14 protein-coding genes and 1 tRNA gene are annotated in these 20425 nt (G+C 37.1%); 9 read left to right on the plus strand and 6 right to left on the minus strand.

Annotated elements, in window-relative coordinates:
• Positions 1–16 precede the first annotated feature (16 nt).
• The 3 genes from ACZ48L_RS01105 (at position 17) to ACZ48L_RS01115 (ending at position 2359) form a co-directional block, all read left to right on the plus strand.
• A complete protein-coding gene (locus ACZ48L_RS01105) occupies positions 17–610 on the plus strand; it encodes an IMPACT family protein (RefSeq protein WP_025790562.1) in 594 nt (197 codons plus the stop codon).
• 45 nt (positions 611–655) lie between these two features.
• Positions 656–744 (plus strand) — tRNA-Ser (locus ACZ48L_RS01110).
• Between the two features lie 97 nt (positions 745–841).
• The gene (locus tag ACZ48L_RS01115) at positions 842–2359 is read left to right on the plus strand and encodes a Y-family DNA polymerase (protein WP_044113756.1); all 1518 of its coding nucleotides are present in this window, start codon (positions 842–844) and stop codon (positions 2357–2359) included.
• Between the two features lie 438 nt (positions 2360–2797).
• Here ACZ48L_RS01115 and ACZ48L_RS01120 read toward each other — a convergent pair whose 3' ends face one another.
• From ACZ48L_RS01120 to ACZ48L_RS01135, 4 genes are all read right to left on the minus strand, one after another.
• Positions 2798–3532 (minus strand): ATP-binding cassette domain-containing protein, encoded by a 735-nt coding sequence (locus ACZ48L_RS01120; RefSeq protein WP_025790557.1) that lies wholly within the window; start codon positions 3530–3532, stop codon positions 2798–2800.
• Entirely contained in the window at positions 3513–6872 is a 3360-nt protein-coding gene (gene secA / locus ACZ48L_RS01125) for a preprotein translocase subunit SecA (RefSeq protein ID WP_008822388.1), read from the minus strand. The genes ACZ48L_RS01120 and secA overlap by 20 nt, the downstream gene beginning before the upstream one ends.
• Positions 6873–7006: 134 nt before the next feature.
• Positions 7007–7366: a hypothetical protein gene (locus ACZ48L_RS01130; RefSeq protein ID WP_008822389.1), complete on the minus strand. Its 360-nt coding sequence runs from the start codon at positions 7364–7366 to the stop codon at positions 7007–7009.
• 5 nt (positions 7367–7371) lie between these two features.
• Positions 7372–8559, minus strand: coding sequence for an Lnb N-terminal periplasmic domain-containing protein (locus ACZ48L_RS01135; RefSeq protein ID WP_025790555.1), 1188 nt, complete (start codon positions 8557–8559; stop codon positions 7372–7374).
• A gap of 156 nt (positions 8560–8715) precedes the next feature.
• Here ACZ48L_RS01135 and ACZ48L_RS01140 point away from each other — a divergent pair, with 156 nt between their 5' ends.
• The 4 genes from ACZ48L_RS01140 to ACZ48L_RS01155 all read left to right on the plus strand — a co-directional run bounded on the left by ACZ48L_RS01140 (position 8716) and on the right by ACZ48L_RS01155 (position 14200).
• Positions 8716–10023, plus strand: coding sequence for a membrane protein (locus ACZ48L_RS01140; protein WP_025790554.1), 1308 nt, complete (start codon positions 8716–8718; stop codon positions 10021–10023).
• Between the two features lie 58 nt (positions 10024–10081).
• Positions 10082–10675 carry an LPS export ABC transporter periplasmic protein LptC gene (locus ACZ48L_RS01145; RefSeq protein ID WP_242401671.1) on the plus strand — a complete coding sequence of 198 codons (594 nt, stop codon included), beginning with the start codon at positions 10082–10084 and terminating at the stop codon, positions 10673–10675.
• Positions 10676–10686: 11 nt separating this feature from the next.
• A complete protein-coding gene (locus tag ACZ48L_RS01150; protein WP_219524288.1) occupies positions 10687–11952 on the plus strand; it encodes a hemolysin family protein in 1266 nt (421 codons plus the stop codon).
• A 100-nt stretch (positions 11953–12052) separates the two neighbouring features.
• Positions 12053–14200, plus strand: coding sequence for a peptidylprolyl isomerase (locus tag ACZ48L_RS01155; RefSeq protein ID WP_025790551.1), 2148 nt, complete (start codon positions 12053–12055; stop codon positions 14198–14200).
• A 1003-nt stretch (positions 14201–15203) separates the two neighbouring features.
• On the opposite strand, the gene hisC is transcribed toward ACZ48L_RS01155, so the two are convergent.
• Both hisC and ACZ48L_RS01165 read right to left on the minus strand, forming a co-directional pair.
• The gene (gene hisC / locus ACZ48L_RS01160) at positions 15204–16241 is read right to left on the minus strand and encodes a histidinol-phosphate transaminase (RefSeq protein ID WP_025790550.1); all 1038 of its coding nucleotides are present in this window, start codon (positions 16239–16241) and stop codon (positions 15204–15206) included.
• A gap of 27 nt (positions 16242–16268) precedes the next feature.
• Positions 16269–16973: an RNA methyltransferase gene (locus tag ACZ48L_RS01165; protein WP_008822397.1), complete on the minus strand. Its 705-nt coding sequence runs from the start codon at positions 16971–16973 to the stop codon at positions 16269–16271.
• An 85-nt stretch (positions 16974–17058) separates the two neighbouring features.
• On the opposite strand from ACZ48L_RS01165, the gene tamL reads away from it, so the two are divergent.
• Positions 17059–19323 (plus strand): translocation and assembly module lipoprotein TamL, encoded by a 2265-nt coding sequence (tamL, locus tag ACZ48L_RS01170; protein WP_025790549.1) that lies wholly within the window; start codon positions 17059–17061, stop codon positions 19321–19323.
• A gap of 121 nt (positions 19324–19444) precedes the next feature.
• A complete protein-coding gene (locus tag ACZ48L_RS01175) occupies positions 19445–20251 on the plus strand; it encodes an MBL fold metallo-hydrolase (RefSeq protein WP_025790548.1) in 807 nt (268 codons plus the stop codon).
• The last annotated feature ends 174 nt before the right edge of the window (positions 20252–20425 follow it).

Consider the following 20425-nt stretch of genomic DNA (forward strand, 5'->3'; position numbering starts at 1 on the left):
GAATTTAATGTTTTGAATGGCAAACGATAAATATAAAACAATTAAAGAGAAAGTAATTGGCGAGGGATATTACTCTGAAAAGCGGAGTAAGTTCCTCGCTTTTGCGCATCATGTTGAATCTGTAGATGATGCTTTGAGAATTGTAAAGAGGTATAAGAAAAAGTATTATGATGCACGACATTGTTGCTATGCGTACAGAGTGGGATTCAAAGGAAGAGAATTTCGTGCCAATGATGACGGAGAACCCTCTTCAACTGCAGGTAAACCTATTCTGGGGCAGATTGATAGTAATGGATTAACGAATATTCTAGTTTGTGTTATTCGTTATTATGGAGGTATAAATCTTGGTACAGGAGGTTTGATAGTTGCCTATCGTGAGGCTGCTTTTGATGCAATTTCCCATTGTGAAATTGAAGAAAGATTTATTGAAGAAAGAATTAGGTTTTCTTTCACTTATCCCATGATGAATAATGTTATGCGTATAATCAAGGAAATGGATCTTAATATTATAAATGGGCAGTTTGATAATACTTGTGAAATTACCCTTTCTGTTCGAAAAAGTAAAGTTGAGGAACTTCGCTCCCGACTTAGTAAATTATCATTTGAATAATTTGGCATTTACACGTTAAATGTTTACTTTTGTACTTCCTATAAAGGAAGTATGGCAGAGTGAACGAATGCGCCGGACTCGAAATCCGGTATACGTCTTTTGACGTATCGGGGGTTTGAATCCCTCTACTTCCGCTTTTTATCTTATAGGTAGTGTCGGTTCTAGTTATTTTGTTTAATTTATTTTGCTCTTTTAGAGTTATCCCCCGGTAAGTAATACAGTTGTTCTATATTGTCTATTTTAAATTATTTAAATACTAAAAGCTTTTTGGCCATAGATCTTAAGTCGTTCTATGCTAGTGTTGAGTGTGTTGAACGAGGATTTAATCCTATGAGAACTCACTTGGTTGTTGCTGATAATAGTAGAACTGAAAAAACTATTTGTTTAGCTGTATCTCCTTCTTTGAAGTCTTATGGTATCCCTGGACGTGCGCGCCTTTTTGAAGTTATCCAAAAAATAAAAGATATTAATAAAAAGAGAGCACTATCTATTGGAAAAAATATTCTTCTAGGAAGTTCTGTTGATATTAAAGAGTTAGAGAGTCACCCTGAATTAGCCATTGATTATATTGTGGCAAAGCCGCGCATGGCACATTATATTCAATATAGTGCTAAGATATATAATATTTATCTGAGATATGTTTCACCCAAGGATATACATCCTTATTCTATAGATGAAGTCTTTATTGATGCTACAAATTATTTATCTGCTTATAAAATTTCTGCTCATGAATTAGCAATGAAGATAATCCAGGATGTACTTAAAGAAACAGGCATAACAGCCACAGCTGGTATTGGGACTAACTTGTTTCTATGTAAAGTTGCTATGGATATCGTAGCAAAGCATATTCCTGCAGATAAGGATGGTGTTCGAGTTGCAGAATTAGATGAGAAACGTTATCGTGAGTTGTTGTGGAATCATCGTCCTCTTACTGATTTTTGGCGTTTTGGATCAGGAATAGTAAAGCGTTTATCTTCTTACGGACTTGATACTATGGGAAAGATAGCACGCTGCTCAATAGAACATGAAGAGCTATTTTATCACTTATTTGGTGTTAATGCAGAGATAATTATAGACCATGCATGGGGGTGGGAACCTTGTACGATGGAAATGATAAAGCTCTATCGTCCAGAGGAAAGATCAGTAGTTAATGGACAAGTTTTACAAGAGGCTTATACTTTCTCTAAAGCAAGAGTCGTTGTTCAAGAAATGATTGATGCATTGTCTTTAGATTTATTAGAAAAGCACTGTTTTACAAATCAGCTTGTTCTTTCCGTTGGCTATGACAAAGACAGTCTCAATGATAGAGATGATTATTTGGGACTAATTACCTTTGACTACTATGGTAGAAAAGTTCCGAAATCTACCAAAGGGACTTCAAACCTCATGACCTTTTCATCCTCTTCCCGGATTATCACTGCAGCAATACTCTCTTTATATGATCACTTAGTAGATCGAAAATTGTTGGTCAGACGTATTAGCATTTCTGCTAACAACCTTATCACTGAGGAACAGTTTTATAAAGTACAGAGAATCCCGGTTGAGTTAGACCTTTTCTTTCTTGCTGACCCCGAGAAAGTAGATAGAAAGGAGACCAGGAGAAATTCTGTGCAAGACCGTTCTATGCAGGAAACCATTCTTAGGATAAAGCACAAGTTTGGTAAAAACTCTTTATTGCGTGGTCTGAATTTTAGAGAGGGTTCGACGGCAAAAGAACGTAACCAACAGATAGGAGGGCATAGGGCCTAAGGGAAAAGTAAACAAACTATTTCTGGTTTATATTGTGTATATTTAGAATGAATTATAAGCTGTTGAGTGTCCTACAGGATAGGTGTTTGACAACAGTCCCATAGGTGATGAGGTGTAATACAAGTTGTGATAGGCTATAACGCATAGATCGAATATGGTTAAGAATATTCCTTCCAGCTTCTATTTAAAAGATAGAATTGCAAGCCTAAATAATCTATTGGTAGTTAATATTGTATTATTACCATAAAGAACATCTTGCAAAGACTGTAGAATACCTACTAACTAAGTTTTTCTCTTTAATTGTTGATAGTTCCATATGCGTGAGTTGGTTATTTATATCGCAATGAGTTATAATTTTGTGTTTATTTTTTGGTAACTATATCACTTTTCCTTCTTGAAAGTTAATTAGAGAATGTTATTGTTATGTCTAAGGATAATTTACATGAAATAATTTTCTAAATCACTAATAGTTCCAACGTTAATAGAGGAGATATTCTCGATCAGTCTTCCATTTTCCAACAAGACAATTCTATCACTGATGTCAATTGTATGGTGTAGGTTGTGACTCGAGATAAGGATTGTTGCTTGCTCTTTCCGCTTATAAGAGGTCAAAAGTTGTTTGAGTTGGTTTTGGCTACTTGGATCAAGGAAATTGAAAGGTTCATCAAGAATAACAACCTTAGGTTTAGCAATCAATGCCGATACTATTCCTATTTTTTGTTTGTTTCCTGCTGAAAATTCTCGTATAAATTTATTCTGACCTGTTATCTCTTCTCCTAGAAATGTTTGATAATCTTGTAGTTGTTCTGATAATGTTTTGTTATCAAGTTTGTTTGCTTTGATAATAAAAGCAAAATATTCTTCTGGTGTGAGAAAGTCTATAAGAAAACTTTCATCCAAATATGCACCAGTGAAGTCTTTCCAAGAGTCCTCAAGATTAGACAGGTGTGTCTCATAGTTCTCTGTAATCTTTTGCTTGATAATACAAAAGTCAATCATTCCCTTATCTGATCTTATAAGATTTAAAATAAGTCGGAATAGGGTTGTTTTACCTGCACCATTGTTGCCAACTAAACCTATTATTTCATTAGGTGGAAAACAGAAATCGGGGATAGACACAGCTGTCCTATCCCCGAATTTTTTTATAAGTTCTTTAACGTATATTGCGACCATGACAGTTCTTGAACTTTTTCCCACTACCACAAGGGCATGGGTCATTTGGACGTGGCATCTTGTCTGCACGGTATGGTGTGTGGTTGATATTCTGAGAACTTTCACGTGTATCCTGTTGCGCAGCCTCAGCTTGTCCAGATTCATCAAGCTCAACCTTTTGCTCGGTATAACGTTGTGAACGCTCCTCTGGAGCAGCTTCCTGAACTTCGTCTGCCTCTTGCATCTCAGGAATCTGTCCATGCATAAGTACACTTGCTGTACGATTGTTCATATCATCTATCATATTATCCCACAACTTAACACTCTCTAGTTTAAAAATCAGTAAAGGATCTTTCTGTTCGTAGGAAGCGTTTTGTACTGAGTGGCGCAAATCGTCTAATTGGCGCAGATTCTCTTTCCAGTTATCATCAATAATATGCAGTAAGATAACCTTCTCAAATTGCTTCACAACAGACTTTGCTTCACTGTCATAAGCTTCTTTAAGGTCACATGGAATATTATAAACACGCTTACCGTCTGTTATTGGTACCATTATACGTTCATACATTGCCCCTTGATTCTCGTATACTTGTTTGATAATAGGCCATGCTACATCTTTAATACGTTCAGTCTTACGTTGGAAAGTCTCCATTGCAACTTGGAAACTGCGTTCTGCAAGTTCTTCTGTGTTGCCGTTTGTAAATTCTTCCTCAGTAAAAGGACATTCTATCGTCAGGACTTTTAAGAAATCCTCTTTACAACCTTCATAATCATTTTTCTCTATGATACTTAAGCAACGGTCCCATATGATGTTTGAAATGTCCATTCCAATACGTTCACCCATAAGAGCATGACGGCGCTTCTCATAAATAACAGTACGCTGTTTATTCATTACATCATCATATTCCAATAGACGTTTACGAATACCAAAGTTATTTTCTTCAACTTTCTTTTGGGCACGTTCAATACTATTAGAAATCATAGAACTCTCAATACGTTCGCCATCTTCAAAACCTAATTTGTCCATGACTTTGGCAATACGTTCTGATCCAAAAAGGCGCATAAGCTTATCCTCTAATGACACATAGAATACGGAAGATCCTGGGTCACCTTGGCGTCCTGCGCGACCACGTAGCTGGCGGTCGACACGACGACTTTCATGTCGTTCAGTACCAATGATTGCTAAGCCACCAGCCTCTTTGACTTCTTGTGTTAACTTAATATCGGTACCACGACCAGCCATATTTGTTGCTATAGTTACAGCACCTAAACCATTCACGGAACGACCAGCTTCAGCCACAATTTGGGCTTCCTTCAAGTGTTGTTTTGCATTAAGTACTTGATGAGGGATTTTGCGCATATTAAGCATTTTGCTAAGAAGTTCGCTGATTTCAACAGATGTTGTACCTACAAGACAAGGGCGTCCCTGATTTCTCATAGCCTCAACTTCATCGATAACAGCTGCATACTTTTCACGTGCAGTCTTGTAAACTCGATCTTCCATGTCCTTACGAATGACAGGACGATTAGTAGGGATTTCTACGACATCTAATTTATAGATATCCCAAAGTTCGCCAGCTTCAGTTGATGCAGTACCAGTCATACCTGCAAGTTTGTGGTACATACGGAAGTAGTTTTGCAATGTAATAGTAGCAAACGTTTGAGTAGCAGCTTCTACTTTTACATGTTCTTTTGCTTCTACGGCCTGGTGTAGACCGTCACTCCAACGTCGCCCTTCCATGATACGACCAGTCTGTTCATCGACTATCTTCACTTCTCCGTTGAGGACAACATATTCATCATCTTTGTTGAACATTGTATAAGCCTTGAGTAGTTGCTGGAGTGTGTGAACACGTTCACTCTGAACACCATAATGGGCCATCAACGCATCTTTCTTGTCGATATAAGTTTGTTCATCAATAGCCTTCTCTTCTTTTTCTTTCTCAAGTGCAGAGAGTTCTGTCGTGATGTCTGGTAATACAAATAATTGATCATCCTTAACCTGATTTGCAAGCCAAGCTGTGCCTTTATCTGTAAGATCACAAGAATTCATCTTTTCATCTGTTACAAAATAAAGTGGCTCGATAGCTTTTGGCATTTCGCGATTATTATTGGCCATATAATATTCTTCCGTCTTAAGCATTCCAGCCTTTACACCTTCTTCTGAAAGGTATTTAATGAGAGCTTTATTCTTAGGTAATGCTTTATACGAACGATATAAAGCGAGAAATCCTTCCTCTTGTAATTTCTGGAAAGTAGATTTGTCGTTTGCATGTTGCTGTGCCTCAGATAGTTTATGACGTGCCTCCGACAAAAGCTCTGTAGCTTGTTTGCGTTGTACTTCATAAAGACTTTGGACAAGTGGTTGAAATTCCTCAAACATCTGGTCATCCCCTTTGGGTACTGGTCCACTAATAATAAGCGGTGTACGGGCGTCATCAATTAAAACAGAATCGACCTCGTCGACAATTGCATAATTATGTTGGCGCTGCACAAGATCAGCTGGTGATACTGCCATGTTGTCACGTAAATAATCAAAGCCGAATTCGTTATTAGTACCAAAAGTTATATCAGCCTGATATGCCTTGCGGCGTGCTGGAGAATTAGGTTGATGTTTGTCAATACAATCAACAGAGAGTCCATTGAACATATAAAGTGGTCCCATCCACTCGGAATCACGTTTTGCCAAATAGTCATTAACTGTGACAACGTGTACACCATTACCCGTTAAAGCATTAAGGAATACTGGTAGGGTAGCAACAAGAGTCTTACCTTCACCAGTAGCCATTTCCGCGATTTTTCCTTGATGCAAGACTGTACCACCAAATAGCTGTACATCATAATGGACCATTTCCCATTTGAGATCATTTCCTCCAGCTGTCCAGTGGTTATGATAAATGGCTTTATCACCATCTATTGTTATAAAGTCTTTTGTTGGATCTGCAGCTAACTCACGATCGAATTCTGTCGCAGTGACAACGGTCTCTTCGTTCTCGGCAAATCGACGTGCAGTGTCTTTTACAATTGAGAAAGCAACAGGCATAACTTCATTTAGTGCCTTCTCATAGTTATCAAGGGCCTCTTTGTCCAATTTATCAATTTGAGTGAAGATCTCTTCGCGCTCATCAATAGGAGTTTCTTCTATTGTTGCACGTAATTCTGCTATTTTCTCGCGTTGAGCTTTGCCTGCATCTTGAACATACGTTTGAATTTCTTTCGTTTTTGCTCGCAGTTCATCATTGCTTAATGCTTTAATCTCTGGATATGCTTCTTTTACCTTATCTACATAAGGTTGAATAAGTTTCATATCACGTGTTGATTTATCCCCAAAAAGTGATTTTAATATCTTGTTGAAATTCATTTTATTTATTATTTATTCCGCATATTTCTTATGTGGATCTTTGTATATAATTGCTTGAGAAGTAAATGATTCAAGCTTCTTTTTTTGTAAATTTGGAAGTAAGACGGTGTCTTACTTCCTTGTATTGACCTTTGTTAGGTCTCGCTTGGTGCACGAATTTTTATCCCAGTTCTAATGGAAGGAATTGGGAGAAAACACTGTTGTTTTTTATATTCATGTAATAAAGAAAAAAGTTCTGCGGAATTTACCTTTGCTGAATCTGTAATAAGGGCTGCTAGTTTTTTTACGGGCTCAGTCTCTTTTTCTTCTTTTATTAGCCTAAAAGTTTCTATGATAGATAGAATATCCTTTTCAGAACCTTTAAATTCTTTTAAACGGTAGAAATCTTCTACATTGACATCACCCAATACCAGTTTGAGCACAGACTGATAATTCTGTGCTTCTACTCCTGTCGTAGCTAGGACTACAAGTAGTGCAGTGATGTATTTATTCATTTCTCTCATTTGTTTGAGCCAGGTCTTATGGATGTTGGCTTATCAATCAGCAAATGTATTATGCAATGTATCAGCAAGGATAATGCCATGATTCGTGCAGGGGATGGAACATACTGAAAAATAGTTCCAATAAATCCTAAAGTTATGAGAATCCCCCATATTAACCACCAGCTATTATATTCCTGTCTCCTAGATTTTTGTATAGTCTTATGCAAAAATAGAAATGGGAGAGGATTGAAGAATAATATAATAGTATTTAAGCTGACACAAGGGTGTTGGGAGAATATCATAATAAAAAATATAAGACCTAATGCTCCAGACAATACAAGTAAGGTAGTGTCCCATATCCAATAAGCCTGATGCTTGCGATAATATATAATGTCAATTATTAAATTAATCGAAGCAAGGAACAGGGCCATAATTAGCGGGGGAATTGGAAATCCTGAAGTTTGAGTCATTTGTTTAGGTACCAATAGCACATGTGTACTCTTTACTAGCCAATGTCCATTGTAAATGGTCTTTTCAAAATCATTCTTTAAATTTTCGGGTAGAAACTGCTGTTCTGATTTTGTCGTTCTTCGATCGGCATTTACTCCGAGTAGCAAATCTTCTCCAAATTTTGTCCATGGAAAAGAGTGATTCCATTTGTGGATCATTGAACGGAAGGTTGCGTCCTCTTGTGCTTTGGGATAAATAACTTTATCGTGTAAGTGGTTTACAATCAAGTCACGTGCACGAGTCGTACAATTATCATAGAAGAAATTATATCTGTATACAGTATTTTCAGGTTTTATATTCTCCTCTAATGCCTTCAGAATAGCTTCTTTATCTTCAATAGAAATATCTAAGACTTGTTCAACAACTCCTCTTCCTTCATAATCATATTGGGCGAGAAAAGAACTCATGGGTTCTACCCCCATGTGATAATCTGTTAGACCTAAGATGAAACGTGGAATAAAATAAGATTGATTCGGAGAAAAAATCCCATAATTAATGGCGAAATCTTCTCCGTTTGTCTTATTCCAATACCTAACGGCTGTATGCCCATATTGTGCCCAAACTTCCTGTCCAGGGGAACATGTTAGAAGCGATATCTGTATACTATCAGTATTGCTGATAGGACGTGCCACCGCTATCATTTGTAAGACTGACAGCAAGCATATTAGTACAATATATAAAACTTTTCTCTTCATTATTTGTGGCAAAGGTAACAAAAAAGCATGAGAGCACAAAGAAAGCCTATTAAAATTCAAAATCCTTTATCGTTTTTCTGCTATATAGATTTTTTTTAATAACTTTGCGCCAATATATTGTTAAGACTTAACGGTCACGATCAGAACAGATAACGAATGAAGAAGATAATAGTATCGGCATTATTTGCTGGATTTGCGATGCAAGGCTTCGCTCAAAGTGGCACTAATTCACCTTATAGCCAATATGGCTTAGGAGCTTTGGCAACCCAAGCGACAGGATTCAATCGCGGTATGAATGGATTGGCTTATGGTTTTCACGAGCATAATCAGGTTAATCACATGAATCCAGCTTCATATTCTGCCGTTGACTCTCTCTCATTTATCTTTGATGCTGGCCTTAGTCTTCAATTGACTAATTTTGATGAGGGTGGGCATAAAGTTAATGCGCATAATGCTGATATCGAATATATTGTTGCTTCTTTTAGGGCTTTTAAACATGTTGGAGTAAGTTTTGGACTTTTGCCATATTCGAATGTGGGCTATAACTTTAGTAACACGCGTAACGTAAATGCTTTTCCTAGCCCATCATCTCCCAGTACAACCTATTCAAACACATATAGTGGTGACGGAGGATTGCATCAGGTATATTTGGGAGCAGGATGGGAACCTTTTAAGGGTTTTTCTTTTGGAGCAAATATTTCTTATCTTTGGGGTACGTTAAACAGATATACTACAAATAGTTATAGTGATAGTTATGTTAATACTATCTCAAGGAATTATACGGCAGAAATTAAAAATTATAAGTTGGATTTTGGAGCGCAATATACACATGCTATCACAAAGAAAGATGAACTTACTTTAGGATTAACCTATTCTTTTGGGCATAAGTTGAATTCTAATACTGAATGCAATCTTTTCTCAACAAACTCACAAACAGGTGTTTCTGATACAACTCGTTATATGATATCTAATGCTTTTGAGTTGCCACATACTATTGGTATAGGTTTAATGTGGAATCACAATAATCATTTGAAAATAGGAGTTGACTATCAGTTGCAGAAATGGGCTAAGATTTTATACCCCCGATTGAGTGGGACCGGATCAACCACAACTTTTGCCTTAGCTGATGGTTTTTTTAAAGATAGACACCGTCTGACTCTTGGAGGTGATTATTGTAGAGGTGAACGTTATCGCGGATTCTTTGATCGTTTGCACTATCGTGCAGGTATCAGCTATACAAGCCCCTATTTAAAGATAAATGGAGCAGATGGGCCACGTGAGTTATCTGCAAGTCTTGGCGTTGGCATTCCAATCATTAACGGCTACAACAATCGTAGTATTTTAAATATCAGTGCTGAGTGGGTAAATCAAAGTGCTACAGGATTAATTAAAGAGAACATGTTTCGAATCAACGTTGGCCTAACTTTCAATGAGCGTTGGTTTGCTAAGTTTAAGGTTGAATAATATGCGTTTTGGACGTAACATCCTTTTTTTAGTTCTGTTACTTATAACTTTAGGGAGTATGCTTATTTCTTGCACAGAGGAACGTGAGCACACTGCCCCTGCCATATATGATCGTGATTCTGTTCCAGTCATGACAACCTATGGTGTAAATACCTTGATTTCTGATTCAGGAGTTATTAAGTATAGAATTGTAACCGAACAGTGGGAAGTGAATGAAAATAAAAAACCTTCTCGTTGGACTTTCAATAAAGGAATACTTCTGACCCAGTTTGATTTAAAAAAGCATATAGTAGGCTATATCCAATGTGATACAGCTGTATATTTTGATAAAGATCGTCGTTGGGAACTCCATGGACGTGTTAGGATTCTTACTGCACAAGGACTCTCCTTTTATAGTAATGAACTCTTTTGGGATGAAAGGAATCATCAGATGTGGTCATACACTTATTCTCATTTACGAACTCCTGACAAAGATCTAGAGGGTAATTGGTTTCGTAGTGATGAACAAATGACTAATTATGAGATACGTCAAACAAAGGGGTGGGGTGTTTTTTCTGATACGGAAATGATGCCTGGTCCTAATTCTGGGTTTACTCCTATTGATACTTCCCATGTGGATAGCTTGAAAGGACCAATAGTAAAGCAAAAGTAAAAAATCAAAAGTTGGATATAAATTTAATTATAGGAATTTTTATAACAATGGTTCTCTCAGCATTCTTTTCAGGAATGGAGATAGCCTTTGTTGCAAGTAATCGTCTTCTTGCAGAGATGGATAGGGAAAAGAATGGCATTGCGCAGAAATGTCTGACAGTGTTCTATAATAATCCCAACGGATTTGTCTCAACAATGCTGGTTGGGAATAACATAGTGCTTGTTGTCTATGGTATTTTTTTCGCACAACTTTTTGATGCAACATTATTCAATCCTTTTGATCCTGCCACAAGAGTGATAGCAGATACTATTGCTTCAACACTTGTTATACTCTTTACTGGTGAGTTTTTACCGAAAACTCTTTTCAAAAGTAATCCAAATCGTTTGTTGACATTTTTTGCTCCACTCGCATATGTTTTCTTTATAGTACTATGGCCGATTAGTCGTTTTGCAACTTTTCTCGCACGTATACTTCTTCGTATGTTAGGAGCAAAGGTAGATGAAGAGAGTAATGATGGGACATTTACGAAAGTTGACTTAGATTATCTTCTTCAAAGTTCTATTGATAATGCAGAGAATGAGGATGAAATCGAGGATGAAGTAAAGATCTTCCAAAATGCATTGGATTTCCAAGATACAAAAGTTCGAGATTGTATGGTACCACGTACAGAGATTAATGCTGTGGAGGAAAATTGTACCCTTGATGAACTTCAGCAGATGTTTATAGAAAGTGGAAATTCTAAGATCATAGTATACCAAGGAGATATAGATCATATAAAAGGTTATATCCATTCTTCAGAGATGTTTCGTGCTCCTGAAAGGTGGAAAGAGTGCATACGACAAATGCCTTTTGTCCCAGAAACTATGGCGGCACAGAAGCTCATGCAAATTTTCCTTCAGCAGAAAAAAAGTTTAGGTGTTGTTGTCGATGAATTTGGTGGTACAAATGGAATTGTATCTTTGGAAGACATTGTTGAGGAGATCTTTGGTGATATTGAAGATGAGCATGACAATACAAAGTACATAGCTAAACAGACAGGTGATGGGAAATATGTTCTCTCAGCTCGTTTGGAGATAGACAAAGTCAATGAAATGTTCAATCTTGATTTACCAGAAAATGATGATTATAAAACAGTTGGTGGTTTGCTTTTACATGTTTACCAGAGCTTCCCTAAATTGAATGAAATCATTATGGTTGATAATTATGAATTCAAGATTATTAAAAATACTATGACAAAAATAGAACTTGTAAAATTGAAAGTCCACTCAATGAACTAATTTGTGCATGAAAAATTATGATAGTTGCCTTTTTCTTTGTATTTTTGTGGGCAATTTGTCATGAAGCGAAATAATTAAATATCAAAATAAAAATCTAAAAATGGCAGCATTAGGAAAAATTAGAAGCAAGGGCGTAACGCTGATAGTCATTATCGGTCTAGCCTTGTTCGCATTTATTGCTGAAGAGGCCTTCCGTTCTTGTAATGGAATTAAGGGAGAGGCTCGGCAGCAAATTGGTGAAATCCTGGGCGAGAAAATTAGTGTCCAGGATTATCAGAAATTGATTGATGAATATCAGTCTGCAATTAAGTTTACCATGCAACGAGACAATCTATCTGAAGAGGAACTCAACCAGGTAAAAGATCAAGTATGGCAGCAGTTGGTAAATAATCGCGTATTGGAAGCTGATGCAAAGAAAGTTGGTCTTACTGTTACTGAACAAGAGATTCAAAATGTTCTTAATGATGGAACAAGTCCAATGTTAGCTCAAACCCCATTTGTCAATCAACAGACGGGGCGTTTTGATGTGAATGCTTTGAAGCAATTCCTTGATGGGTATAATAAGGCTAAAGCTGCAAAGTCGGAGCAACTCGATCAGTTGCAGCAGGTCTATGATTATTGGCTCTTTATAGAGAAGCAGCTTCGTACACAGCTCCTTGGGCAGAAGTATCAGGCATTACTTGCCAGTTGTGTCCTTTCCAATAAAGCAGAAGCCAAGATGGCTTTCAATGACAATAATGAAGAAAGCCAAATTCAGCTTGCCTCTTTAGCATATAGCTCTGTTAAGGATGCAGATGTAAAGGTTACAGATGAAGATCTCAAGGCTAAATATGAAGAGCTTAAGCCAGCTTTCCGTCAGAATATTGAGACACGTGATATTAAGTATGTCGATTATCAGATAAAGGCAAGTACAGCTGATCGTAATGCAGTAGCGAAAGAAATGAATGACTTCCAAAAGCAACTTTCAACAGCTTCTGATCCATCGATAATTGTTAGTAAGAGTAGTAGTGCAATTCCTTATCTTGGCGTTCCTGTAAGTAGCAAGGCTTACCAGCAGTATCCAGATATAGCTTCTAAAATTGACTCGCTTGCTATTGGTACTACTGGAGTTATTGAGAATAAGCAGGATAATACTTTGAATATTATTCGTGTACTTTCAAAAGCTCAGCTGCCTGACTCGGTACAGTTCCGTCAGATACAAATTGCTGCTAATACACCTGATGAAGCACGTGTAAAGGCAGATTCAATACAGAAGGCATTGGCAGCTGGTGCGAACTTTGAGACACTTGCAAAACGTTATGGTCAGACTGGTGAAAAGGTTTGGTTCACAGGGCAGCAGTATGAGGGCGCTCCTTCTATGAGTCAAGATAATCGTACATTTATTAACGCACTCCTCAATGGAGAAGTTAATGCTGTACAAAATGTGTCTTTAGCACAAGGAAATATTATTCTTCAGGTTCTTGATAAGAAAGATTTCAAGACAAAGACCACAGCAGCTGTTATCAAGAAACTTATAGACTTCTCTAAGTCTACACGCGGTGAAGCTTATAATAAATTCTCTGAATTTGTCGCAAAGAGTACTACTGCTGCTGATCTTGAGAAGAATGCAGGTAAATATGGTTATCGTGTACAGTCTCTTAATGATATTTCTACGGCTGGGCATTATGTAGCAGGAATACATGGAACTCGTGATGCACTCAAATGGCTGTTTGATGCTAAGGTAGGTGATATCTCTCCTCTTTATGAATGTGGAGATAATGATCATTTCATGGTTCTTGTCCTCACTGCTGTTCACCCACAAGGTTATCGTGCATGGGATGATCCACAAGTAAAGGAGATCCTTAAGCGTGAGGTAATGAAGGATAAGAAGGCAGAGATGCTTGAGTCTAAACTTAAAGGTGTAAATACCATTGCTGCTGCACAATCTAAGGGTGCAAAGGTAAGTATGGTAAATCAAATTACTTTTGCTAGTCCAGCTTTTGTACAGGCAACTGGTTCAGTTGAACCAGCACTTTCAGGCGCAGTTGCTGCTACTGCTGCAGGCAAATTCTCAAAGGCTCCTGTAAAGGGTAATGCAGGTGTATATGTTTTCCAAGTTATGAAGAAGACCATGCGTGCAGGGTCTAAATATAATGAGGCTCAAATGCTTCAACAGTGTGCACAACAGAACATGCAGCAAGTTGGAAACTTTATGCAAGATCTTATTCTTAAAGCAAATGTAGTTGATAATCGCTACCTCTTCTTCTAAGAATTCAGATTAGAATATAGAATGCCCCTCACAAATACAATTGTTTGTGAGGGGCTTTTTAATAGATTATGAGTGTATACAATAACCATTTGTTCGAGTATAACTGTCAATTATTGACATTTTTAGATTAAGTAATCACTCTATAAGAACTTCTCTATAGGGATTTAGCTCTTTTGATTATCTTTGTTCCAACATAAAGAAGACTTATAACCACAAAGGAAGATCCCTATTCTCACGGATGCAGTCTTTGGACTATATGACTCATAATTACGCTAAAATCCGAAGTTAGTTTTTGTTTTTAGTTGCTGTCACTTTTAACATTTCGCATAAACGCTTTATTATTAATGTGTTGCAGTAAAGGGTATAGTGATAGGAGTGATAGGAAAATTGAAAAGTAATCATTTAAATGGTATCTTTCTATCAATGCTAAAGGGCCTGTATTCTGTTGTCACAAAAAAAAATACATTAATAGTGTTGTAATAAAGATTCATAAGTTGAAAATAACAGATGGTCTTTGACACAATAAAAGATGCCCTTTTGTATGGTAAGAGGTGCTCTTTTGAGGTGTAAAAGATGCCTTTTTGTAATGTAAAAGGGCATCTTTAAGTATAGTATTCGTAAGTTGCTGGTAAACAATGGGATACGTCCCTACACTCTTTGTTCATCTCCTATATTCATGGATTTGCGACTTCAACTTCTTGTAAACATATTTTTGATTAATCCGTAATGGGGCAGTGATATTTGTAAGAGTGAATAAGTTTACAAGAAACTGCGTGAGATAGTTTTACTATTAACACCTATATGCTATAACTATGAGTTCCCTTTTTCTACTCAAATACAAAAGCCAGTTGCATACCGTCTTCTATTTTGCTGTCATTTCTGTCATTCTTTCTTCGCCTTTAATCTTCTGATTATAAATCTGTTATATGAAGTGTTAAAAGTGATAGCAACTAAAAATTAAAACTAAATTAGGGGTGTATAGTTCTGCCTGGGCACATTTCATTTATTTGAATCTTCTTAATGCGCCCAGTAATTCGGAATTTTCGGCTCTGGCACCAATGGTGATACGTAGGCAGTTGTCACAAAGGGTGACTTGAGTCTTGTTTCGTACTATGATACCTTGATTTGCAAGATAATCGTATGTTGCTTGTGCATCTGTCATGCGGGCTAAGAAGAAGTTAGCATCGGTGGGGTAGACCTTTACGCATGAAGGTAACTCGGAAAAGGCTTGTAACATGCGATTGCGTTCTCCAAGCAGTATTCTAACCCACTCGTCTGTGTCAAAACGGTTTCGCAAGGCTTCAATAGCCTGTTCTTGTGTTAGTGAGCTTATATTATAAGGTTGCTTAACTTTATTAAAGAATTGGATGATATCCTCTTGAGCAAAAGCCATTCCCAGGCGAATTGCAGCACATCCCCATGCGTTTGAGAAAGTATTTAGTACGATGATATTAGGGAACTCTTCCAGCCGTTCTCTAAATGTACGTTGACGTGAGAAATCAGAGTAAGCCTCATCAATAACGATTATACCATTAAATGTACGTAATACCTTTTCAATCTCCTTGGTGTTTATGTTGTTTCCAGTAGGGTTGTTAGGCGTGCAGATCCATATTAGTTTTGTTTGCTTATCACATGCAGATAGGAGTCTTTCGGCATTGAGCTGGAAGTCATCATCTAAAGGAACGGCACGATATTCCACATCATTGATATCGGCATATGTCTTATACCTGCTATAGGTAGGCTCTATTGCTACAACATTATCAATACCTGGTTGACAGAAAATACGATAACATAAGTCTATGGCTTCGTCTGACCCATTCCCCAAAAATATTTGTTTGCTTTCTACGTTTTTGACCTTTGCTATAGTCTCTTTAAGCTCGCGTTGCAAGGGATCTGGATAGCGGTTGTAAGGTTTGTTGTATGGATTCTCATTAGCATCCAAGAAAACATGTGCAGCGTACCCAGCATTCTCCTCTCGTGCAATGGAATGAGGTGCTAAAGCTAAAATGTTTGGACGAACTAATTCTTTTAGACTTTTCATAAGTTCTTCTCTGAAAATGGTTATATGTTATCTTCTTCTAAATTCGGCACAGACTATAGATGTTGCAATAGCAACATTCAGTGATTCTGCAGTTTTTCTTTCAGGTGGGTAATTAGGAATAAATAGTTTCCTGTTAATTCTTTTTCGAAGTTCTGGTGATATACCGTTTCCTTCATTTCCCATTATTATCATTCCATGATGGGATAATGGCTGGTCATAAATGTTGTTTCCATCAAGTAATGTTGCATAAACGGGATAATCTGATGGAAGGTCATCTACCATTTTAATTAAGTCTGTGTAGTGTAACTTTATTCTTGCTATGCTACCCATAGTTGCTTGTACAACTTTAGGATTCCAACAGTCAACAGTGTCATGTGAACATAAAATATCCTCTATTCCAAACCAATCTGCTATCCGGATGATAGTACCAAGATTGCCAGGGTCTTGTACTCCATCAAGGGCAAGTACGAGTTTGCTGTCAGATAATAAATCTATAGTAGGTTTGTTGTCCCCTTTACGTATTTTGAAAACGCCCAACATAGACTGTGGATGCTGAAGGAAAGATACTTTTTTGATATCGTCAATATTATCCAAAATTTCATCAGGGATGAAACCTTCGTTGAGCAAATCGTGGACTAACTTTGGACCTTCAGCAACAAATAAGCCTGTATTCTCTCTCCCTTTCTTTGTGTTGAGAGAACGGATAAGTTTTATTTTATTCTTTGAAATCACCTCGCAAATTTACAAAAAACTCTCCACTCGTCATGTATAACTCTTAACTTTTTAGTATCTTTGCCGGAAATTCGTTAGGATATCAATGTCATTTACAAGATTATACAAGTTTCTTAGTCCTCTCTTATTAAGTTTGGTGCTTTTTGTTGTCATGGCTTGTTCTTCTGATAAGCTAATACCTGATGGAAAGTATCTATTAGACAAAGTTGAATTACGGTCTGATAAGAAGGATATAAATACTTCTCTTCTTATGCAATATGTGCATCAGAAGGGTAATTCTCGTTGGTTTTCCCTCTTCAAAATACCACTTGGTGCATATGCTATGTCGGGGAAAGACTCCACAAGGTGGATCAACCGTACTTTAAAGAAGATGGGGGAGGAGCCTGTGGTATATGATACGTTACAAGCACATCTTTCATGTGAAGATCTGAGAGTTGCATTACAGAACATGGGATATATGAATGCTTCCGTTGATTTAGACAAGAAAATAAGAGGAAAGAAACTCACGGCTATTTATAATATTCATCCTGGTGAACCTTATATGATAGACAAATTCAGTTATGATATTGAGGATTCTATCGTGGCTAAAGTTCTTGCTCCACATCTGTTATCTGATCACAATCAACCGAAACAGTTTACAGTGTCATCTTTGGATGAAGAGAGAAAGCGTTTGACACATATCCTGAATGACTCTGGTTATTATCGTTTTAATAAAGATTTTATATATTATACAGCTGATTCTACGCTTGGACGACAACATGTAAACGTAATATTGCATCTATCGAAATATGTTGAAGGGTCTGGCTCGAAACCGACATTGCATCCTCGTTATATTATTAAGGATGTGAATTTTATACCAGGAGATTCTACAGGGTTTCATCTTCGTAAGAGTGTACTTGAAGAAAATACTCTAATAGAGAAGGGTAAATATTTCTCTGCAACTGATTTACAAAAAACTTATAATAGCTTCTCACGCTTAGGTGCTGTGCACTATACAAATATAAATTTTCATGAGGTTCCACATTATGATAGCCTTGTGATTGGTAAATCTTTTGCATACACAACTTCGGCTACGCGCTATCTTAATGCAGATGTACAGATCTCTAATAATAAACCAAATACCATATCATTTCAACCTGAAGGGACAAACACTGCAGGTGACTTAGGTGCTGCAGCCATTCTTTCCTATCAGAACAGGAATCTTTTTAGAGGAAGTGAAATTCTTAGTTTGGACTTTCGTGCGGCTTTTGAAGCTATAAGAGGGTTGGAAGGTTATAAGAATAGTAACTATGAAGAGTATGATGTTCAGGCACGTTTACAGTTTCCCCGCTTCTTAGCACCTTTTGTAACTCGTAATTTTAGGAGACGCAGCAGTGCCACATCTGAGGTATCTGTTGGCTGGAATCTGCAGAATAGGCCCGAATTCCATCGGAGAGTTTTTTCTTCTGCATGGAGATATCATTGGATTAATTCTGTTCATCATCTGACTTATGATTTTGATTTGTTGGATGTAAGTTATGTTTACATGCCTTGGATAAGTGAAACTTTTAAGCAGGATTATCTTGATAATGCTACAACACGTAATGCTATACTCAGATATAATTATCAAGACCTGTTTATCTTACGTACTGGCTTTGGGCTTCATTATTCGAGTGCCAGTCATGTTTATAGATTGAATGTCGAATTTGCTGGTAATCTTCTTAACGGTTTAGGGAGTATCTTTGATTTCAAACGAAATAGTCAAGGCAAGAGGACTTTATTTAATATCGCCTATGCGCAATATGCGAAATTTGACTTTGACTATACCCAGATCCTTAGGTTTGATGAACGAAACTCTTTGGCTTTACATGGTGGACTTGGCATTGCTTTCCCTTATGGGAATAGTACTGTGTTACCTTTTGAAAAGAGATATTTCTCAGGGGGTGCAAATTCTGTTCGTGGCTGGGGTGTAAGAGAGTTGGGGCCTGGTAGATTTAGAGGTGTAGATGGGCGTATTGACTTCATCAATCAAACAGGTGACATGAAACTTGATTTGAATGCAGAATATCGTAGTCGTTTATTTTGGAAGTTTGATGGTGCAGCTTTTATAGATGCCGGTAATATTTGGACCTTACGCAATTATAATGATCAACCTGGAGGGCAATTTCGTTTCAAGGATTTTTATAAGCAAATAGCCTTTGCATATGGTTTGGGAATTAGATTAAATTTGGATTATTTTGTTTTACGTCTTGATGGGGGTATGAAAGCAATAAACCCGGCATATACTAATTCTCATGAACATTATGCTCTATTGCACCCAAGTTTCAAACGTGACTTTACGTTACATTTTGCAGTGGGACTTCCTTTTTAGTAGAGTATGTGAGTCTGACAATTAATTATTGCTAAATTCTTGTTGAAAGTCCTGCAAAAGGCTACGAACAATTTTGCATATTAAATTTCTTTTCTTACATTTGCGTAAAATAAAAAATAAGATGCTGAAGTTTTTGTCGTTTGGCAGTGGTAGCAGTGGTAACTGCTATATTCTTTTTACAGGTGCTGATTGTCTTATGATAGATTGTGGAGTAGGGATTCGTACTTTGAAGAAGCATTTCTACAACTATGGGCTGCAAATGAGTATGATACATCATATACTTATCACTCATGATCATGCTGACCATGTGAAGTCTGTTGGCTCTATCAGTGGAGATTTACAACTACCTGTTTATGCAACTGATGGAACTCTCCAAGGTATAAGAAACAATTGGTGTGTCAGACGTAAGATTGATACTAAATTAACGCATACAATAAATAAGGGGGAAGAGATTCAATTAGGTGAATTTAAAGTTGTTGCTTTTGATGTTCCGCACGATAGTACAGACTGTGTTGGATATTCGATAGAGCATGATGGAGTCCGATTCACATTAGTCACGGATTGTGGGCATATTACGGAAGATATTGCACATTATATTTCTATATCTAATTATCTTGTTATTGAAGCAAACCATGAGCCCGAGAAGCTCGCTGCAGGACCATATCCACGTCATTTGAAGGAACGTATCAGTGGACCTAATGGTCATCTAAGTAATGAAGCTTGTGCACTTGCATTGGTTCAGAATGCCTCTCCATTATTGCGCCATGTATGGCTTTGTCATTTAAGCGATGAGAATAATCATCCAGAATTAGCCAAAAAAACAATAGAATCGATTTTGCGTGATAGCGGAATTATAGCTGGTAAAGATTTCATACTTGATGTGTTGAAGCGAAAAACACCTAGCGAATTTTTTGAATTAAAGCTGTAAGGACGTGTTTCTTATTTTTTGTTTTGAAATTTTGGATGAATTGATAACTCTGACATACAGACTCAAGGAAGTTCTCTTCTGATGCCTTCATTAGCATAAGAAGTTCTTCTATACAAGACTTTGTAGAAGGACATTTAAATCCTATTATTCCTTTCAACTAATTTTAGCTACGTA

The organism is Prevotella histicola, assembly GCF_055385135.1.

Bases quoted from the DNA above. Each gene is read 5' to 3' on its own strand.
- ACZ48L_RS01105 (WP_025790562.1), top strand. From the start codon at position 17: ATGGCAAACGATAAATATAAAACAATTAAAGAGAAAGTAATTGGCGAG.
- ACZ48L_RS01120 (WP_025790557.1), bottom strand. From the start codon at position 3,532: ATGGTCGCAATATACGTTAAAGAACTTATAAAAAAATTCGGGGATAGG.
- secA (WP_008822388.1), bottom strand. From the start codon at position 6,872: ATGAATTTCAACAAGATATTAAAATCACTTTTTGGGGATAAATCAACA.
- ACZ48L_RS01130 (WP_008822389.1), bottom strand. From the start codon at position 7,366: ATGAATAAATACATCACTGCACTACTTGTAGTCCTAGCTACGACAGGA.
- ACZ48L_RS01135 (WP_025790555.1), bottom strand. From the start codon at position 8,559: ATGAAGAGAAAAGTTTTATATATTGTACTAATATGCTTGCTGTCAGTC.
- ACZ48L_RS01140 (WP_025790554.1), top strand. From the start codon at position 8,716: ATGAAGAAGATAATAGTATCGGCATTATTTGCTGGATTTGCGATGCAA.
- ACZ48L_RS01145 (WP_242401671.1), top strand. From the start codon at position 10,082: ATGCTTATTTCTTGCACAGAGGAACGTGAGCACACTGCCCCTGCCATA.
- ACZ48L_RS01155 (WP_025790551.1), top strand. From the start codon at position 12,053: ATGGCAGCATTAGGAAAAATTAGAAGCAAGGGCGTAACGCTGATAGTC.
- hisC (WP_025790550.1), bottom strand. From the start codon at position 16,241: ATGAAAAGTCTAAAAGAATTAGTTCGTCCAAACATTTTAGCTTTAGCA.
- tamL (WP_025790549.1), top strand. From the start codon at position 17,059: ATGTCATTTACAAGATTATACAAGTTTCTTAGTCCTCTCTTATTAAGT.
- ACZ48L_RS01175 (WP_025790548.1), top strand. From the start codon at position 19,445: ATGCTGAAGTTTTTGTCGTTTGGCAGTGGTAGCAGTGGTAACTGCTAT.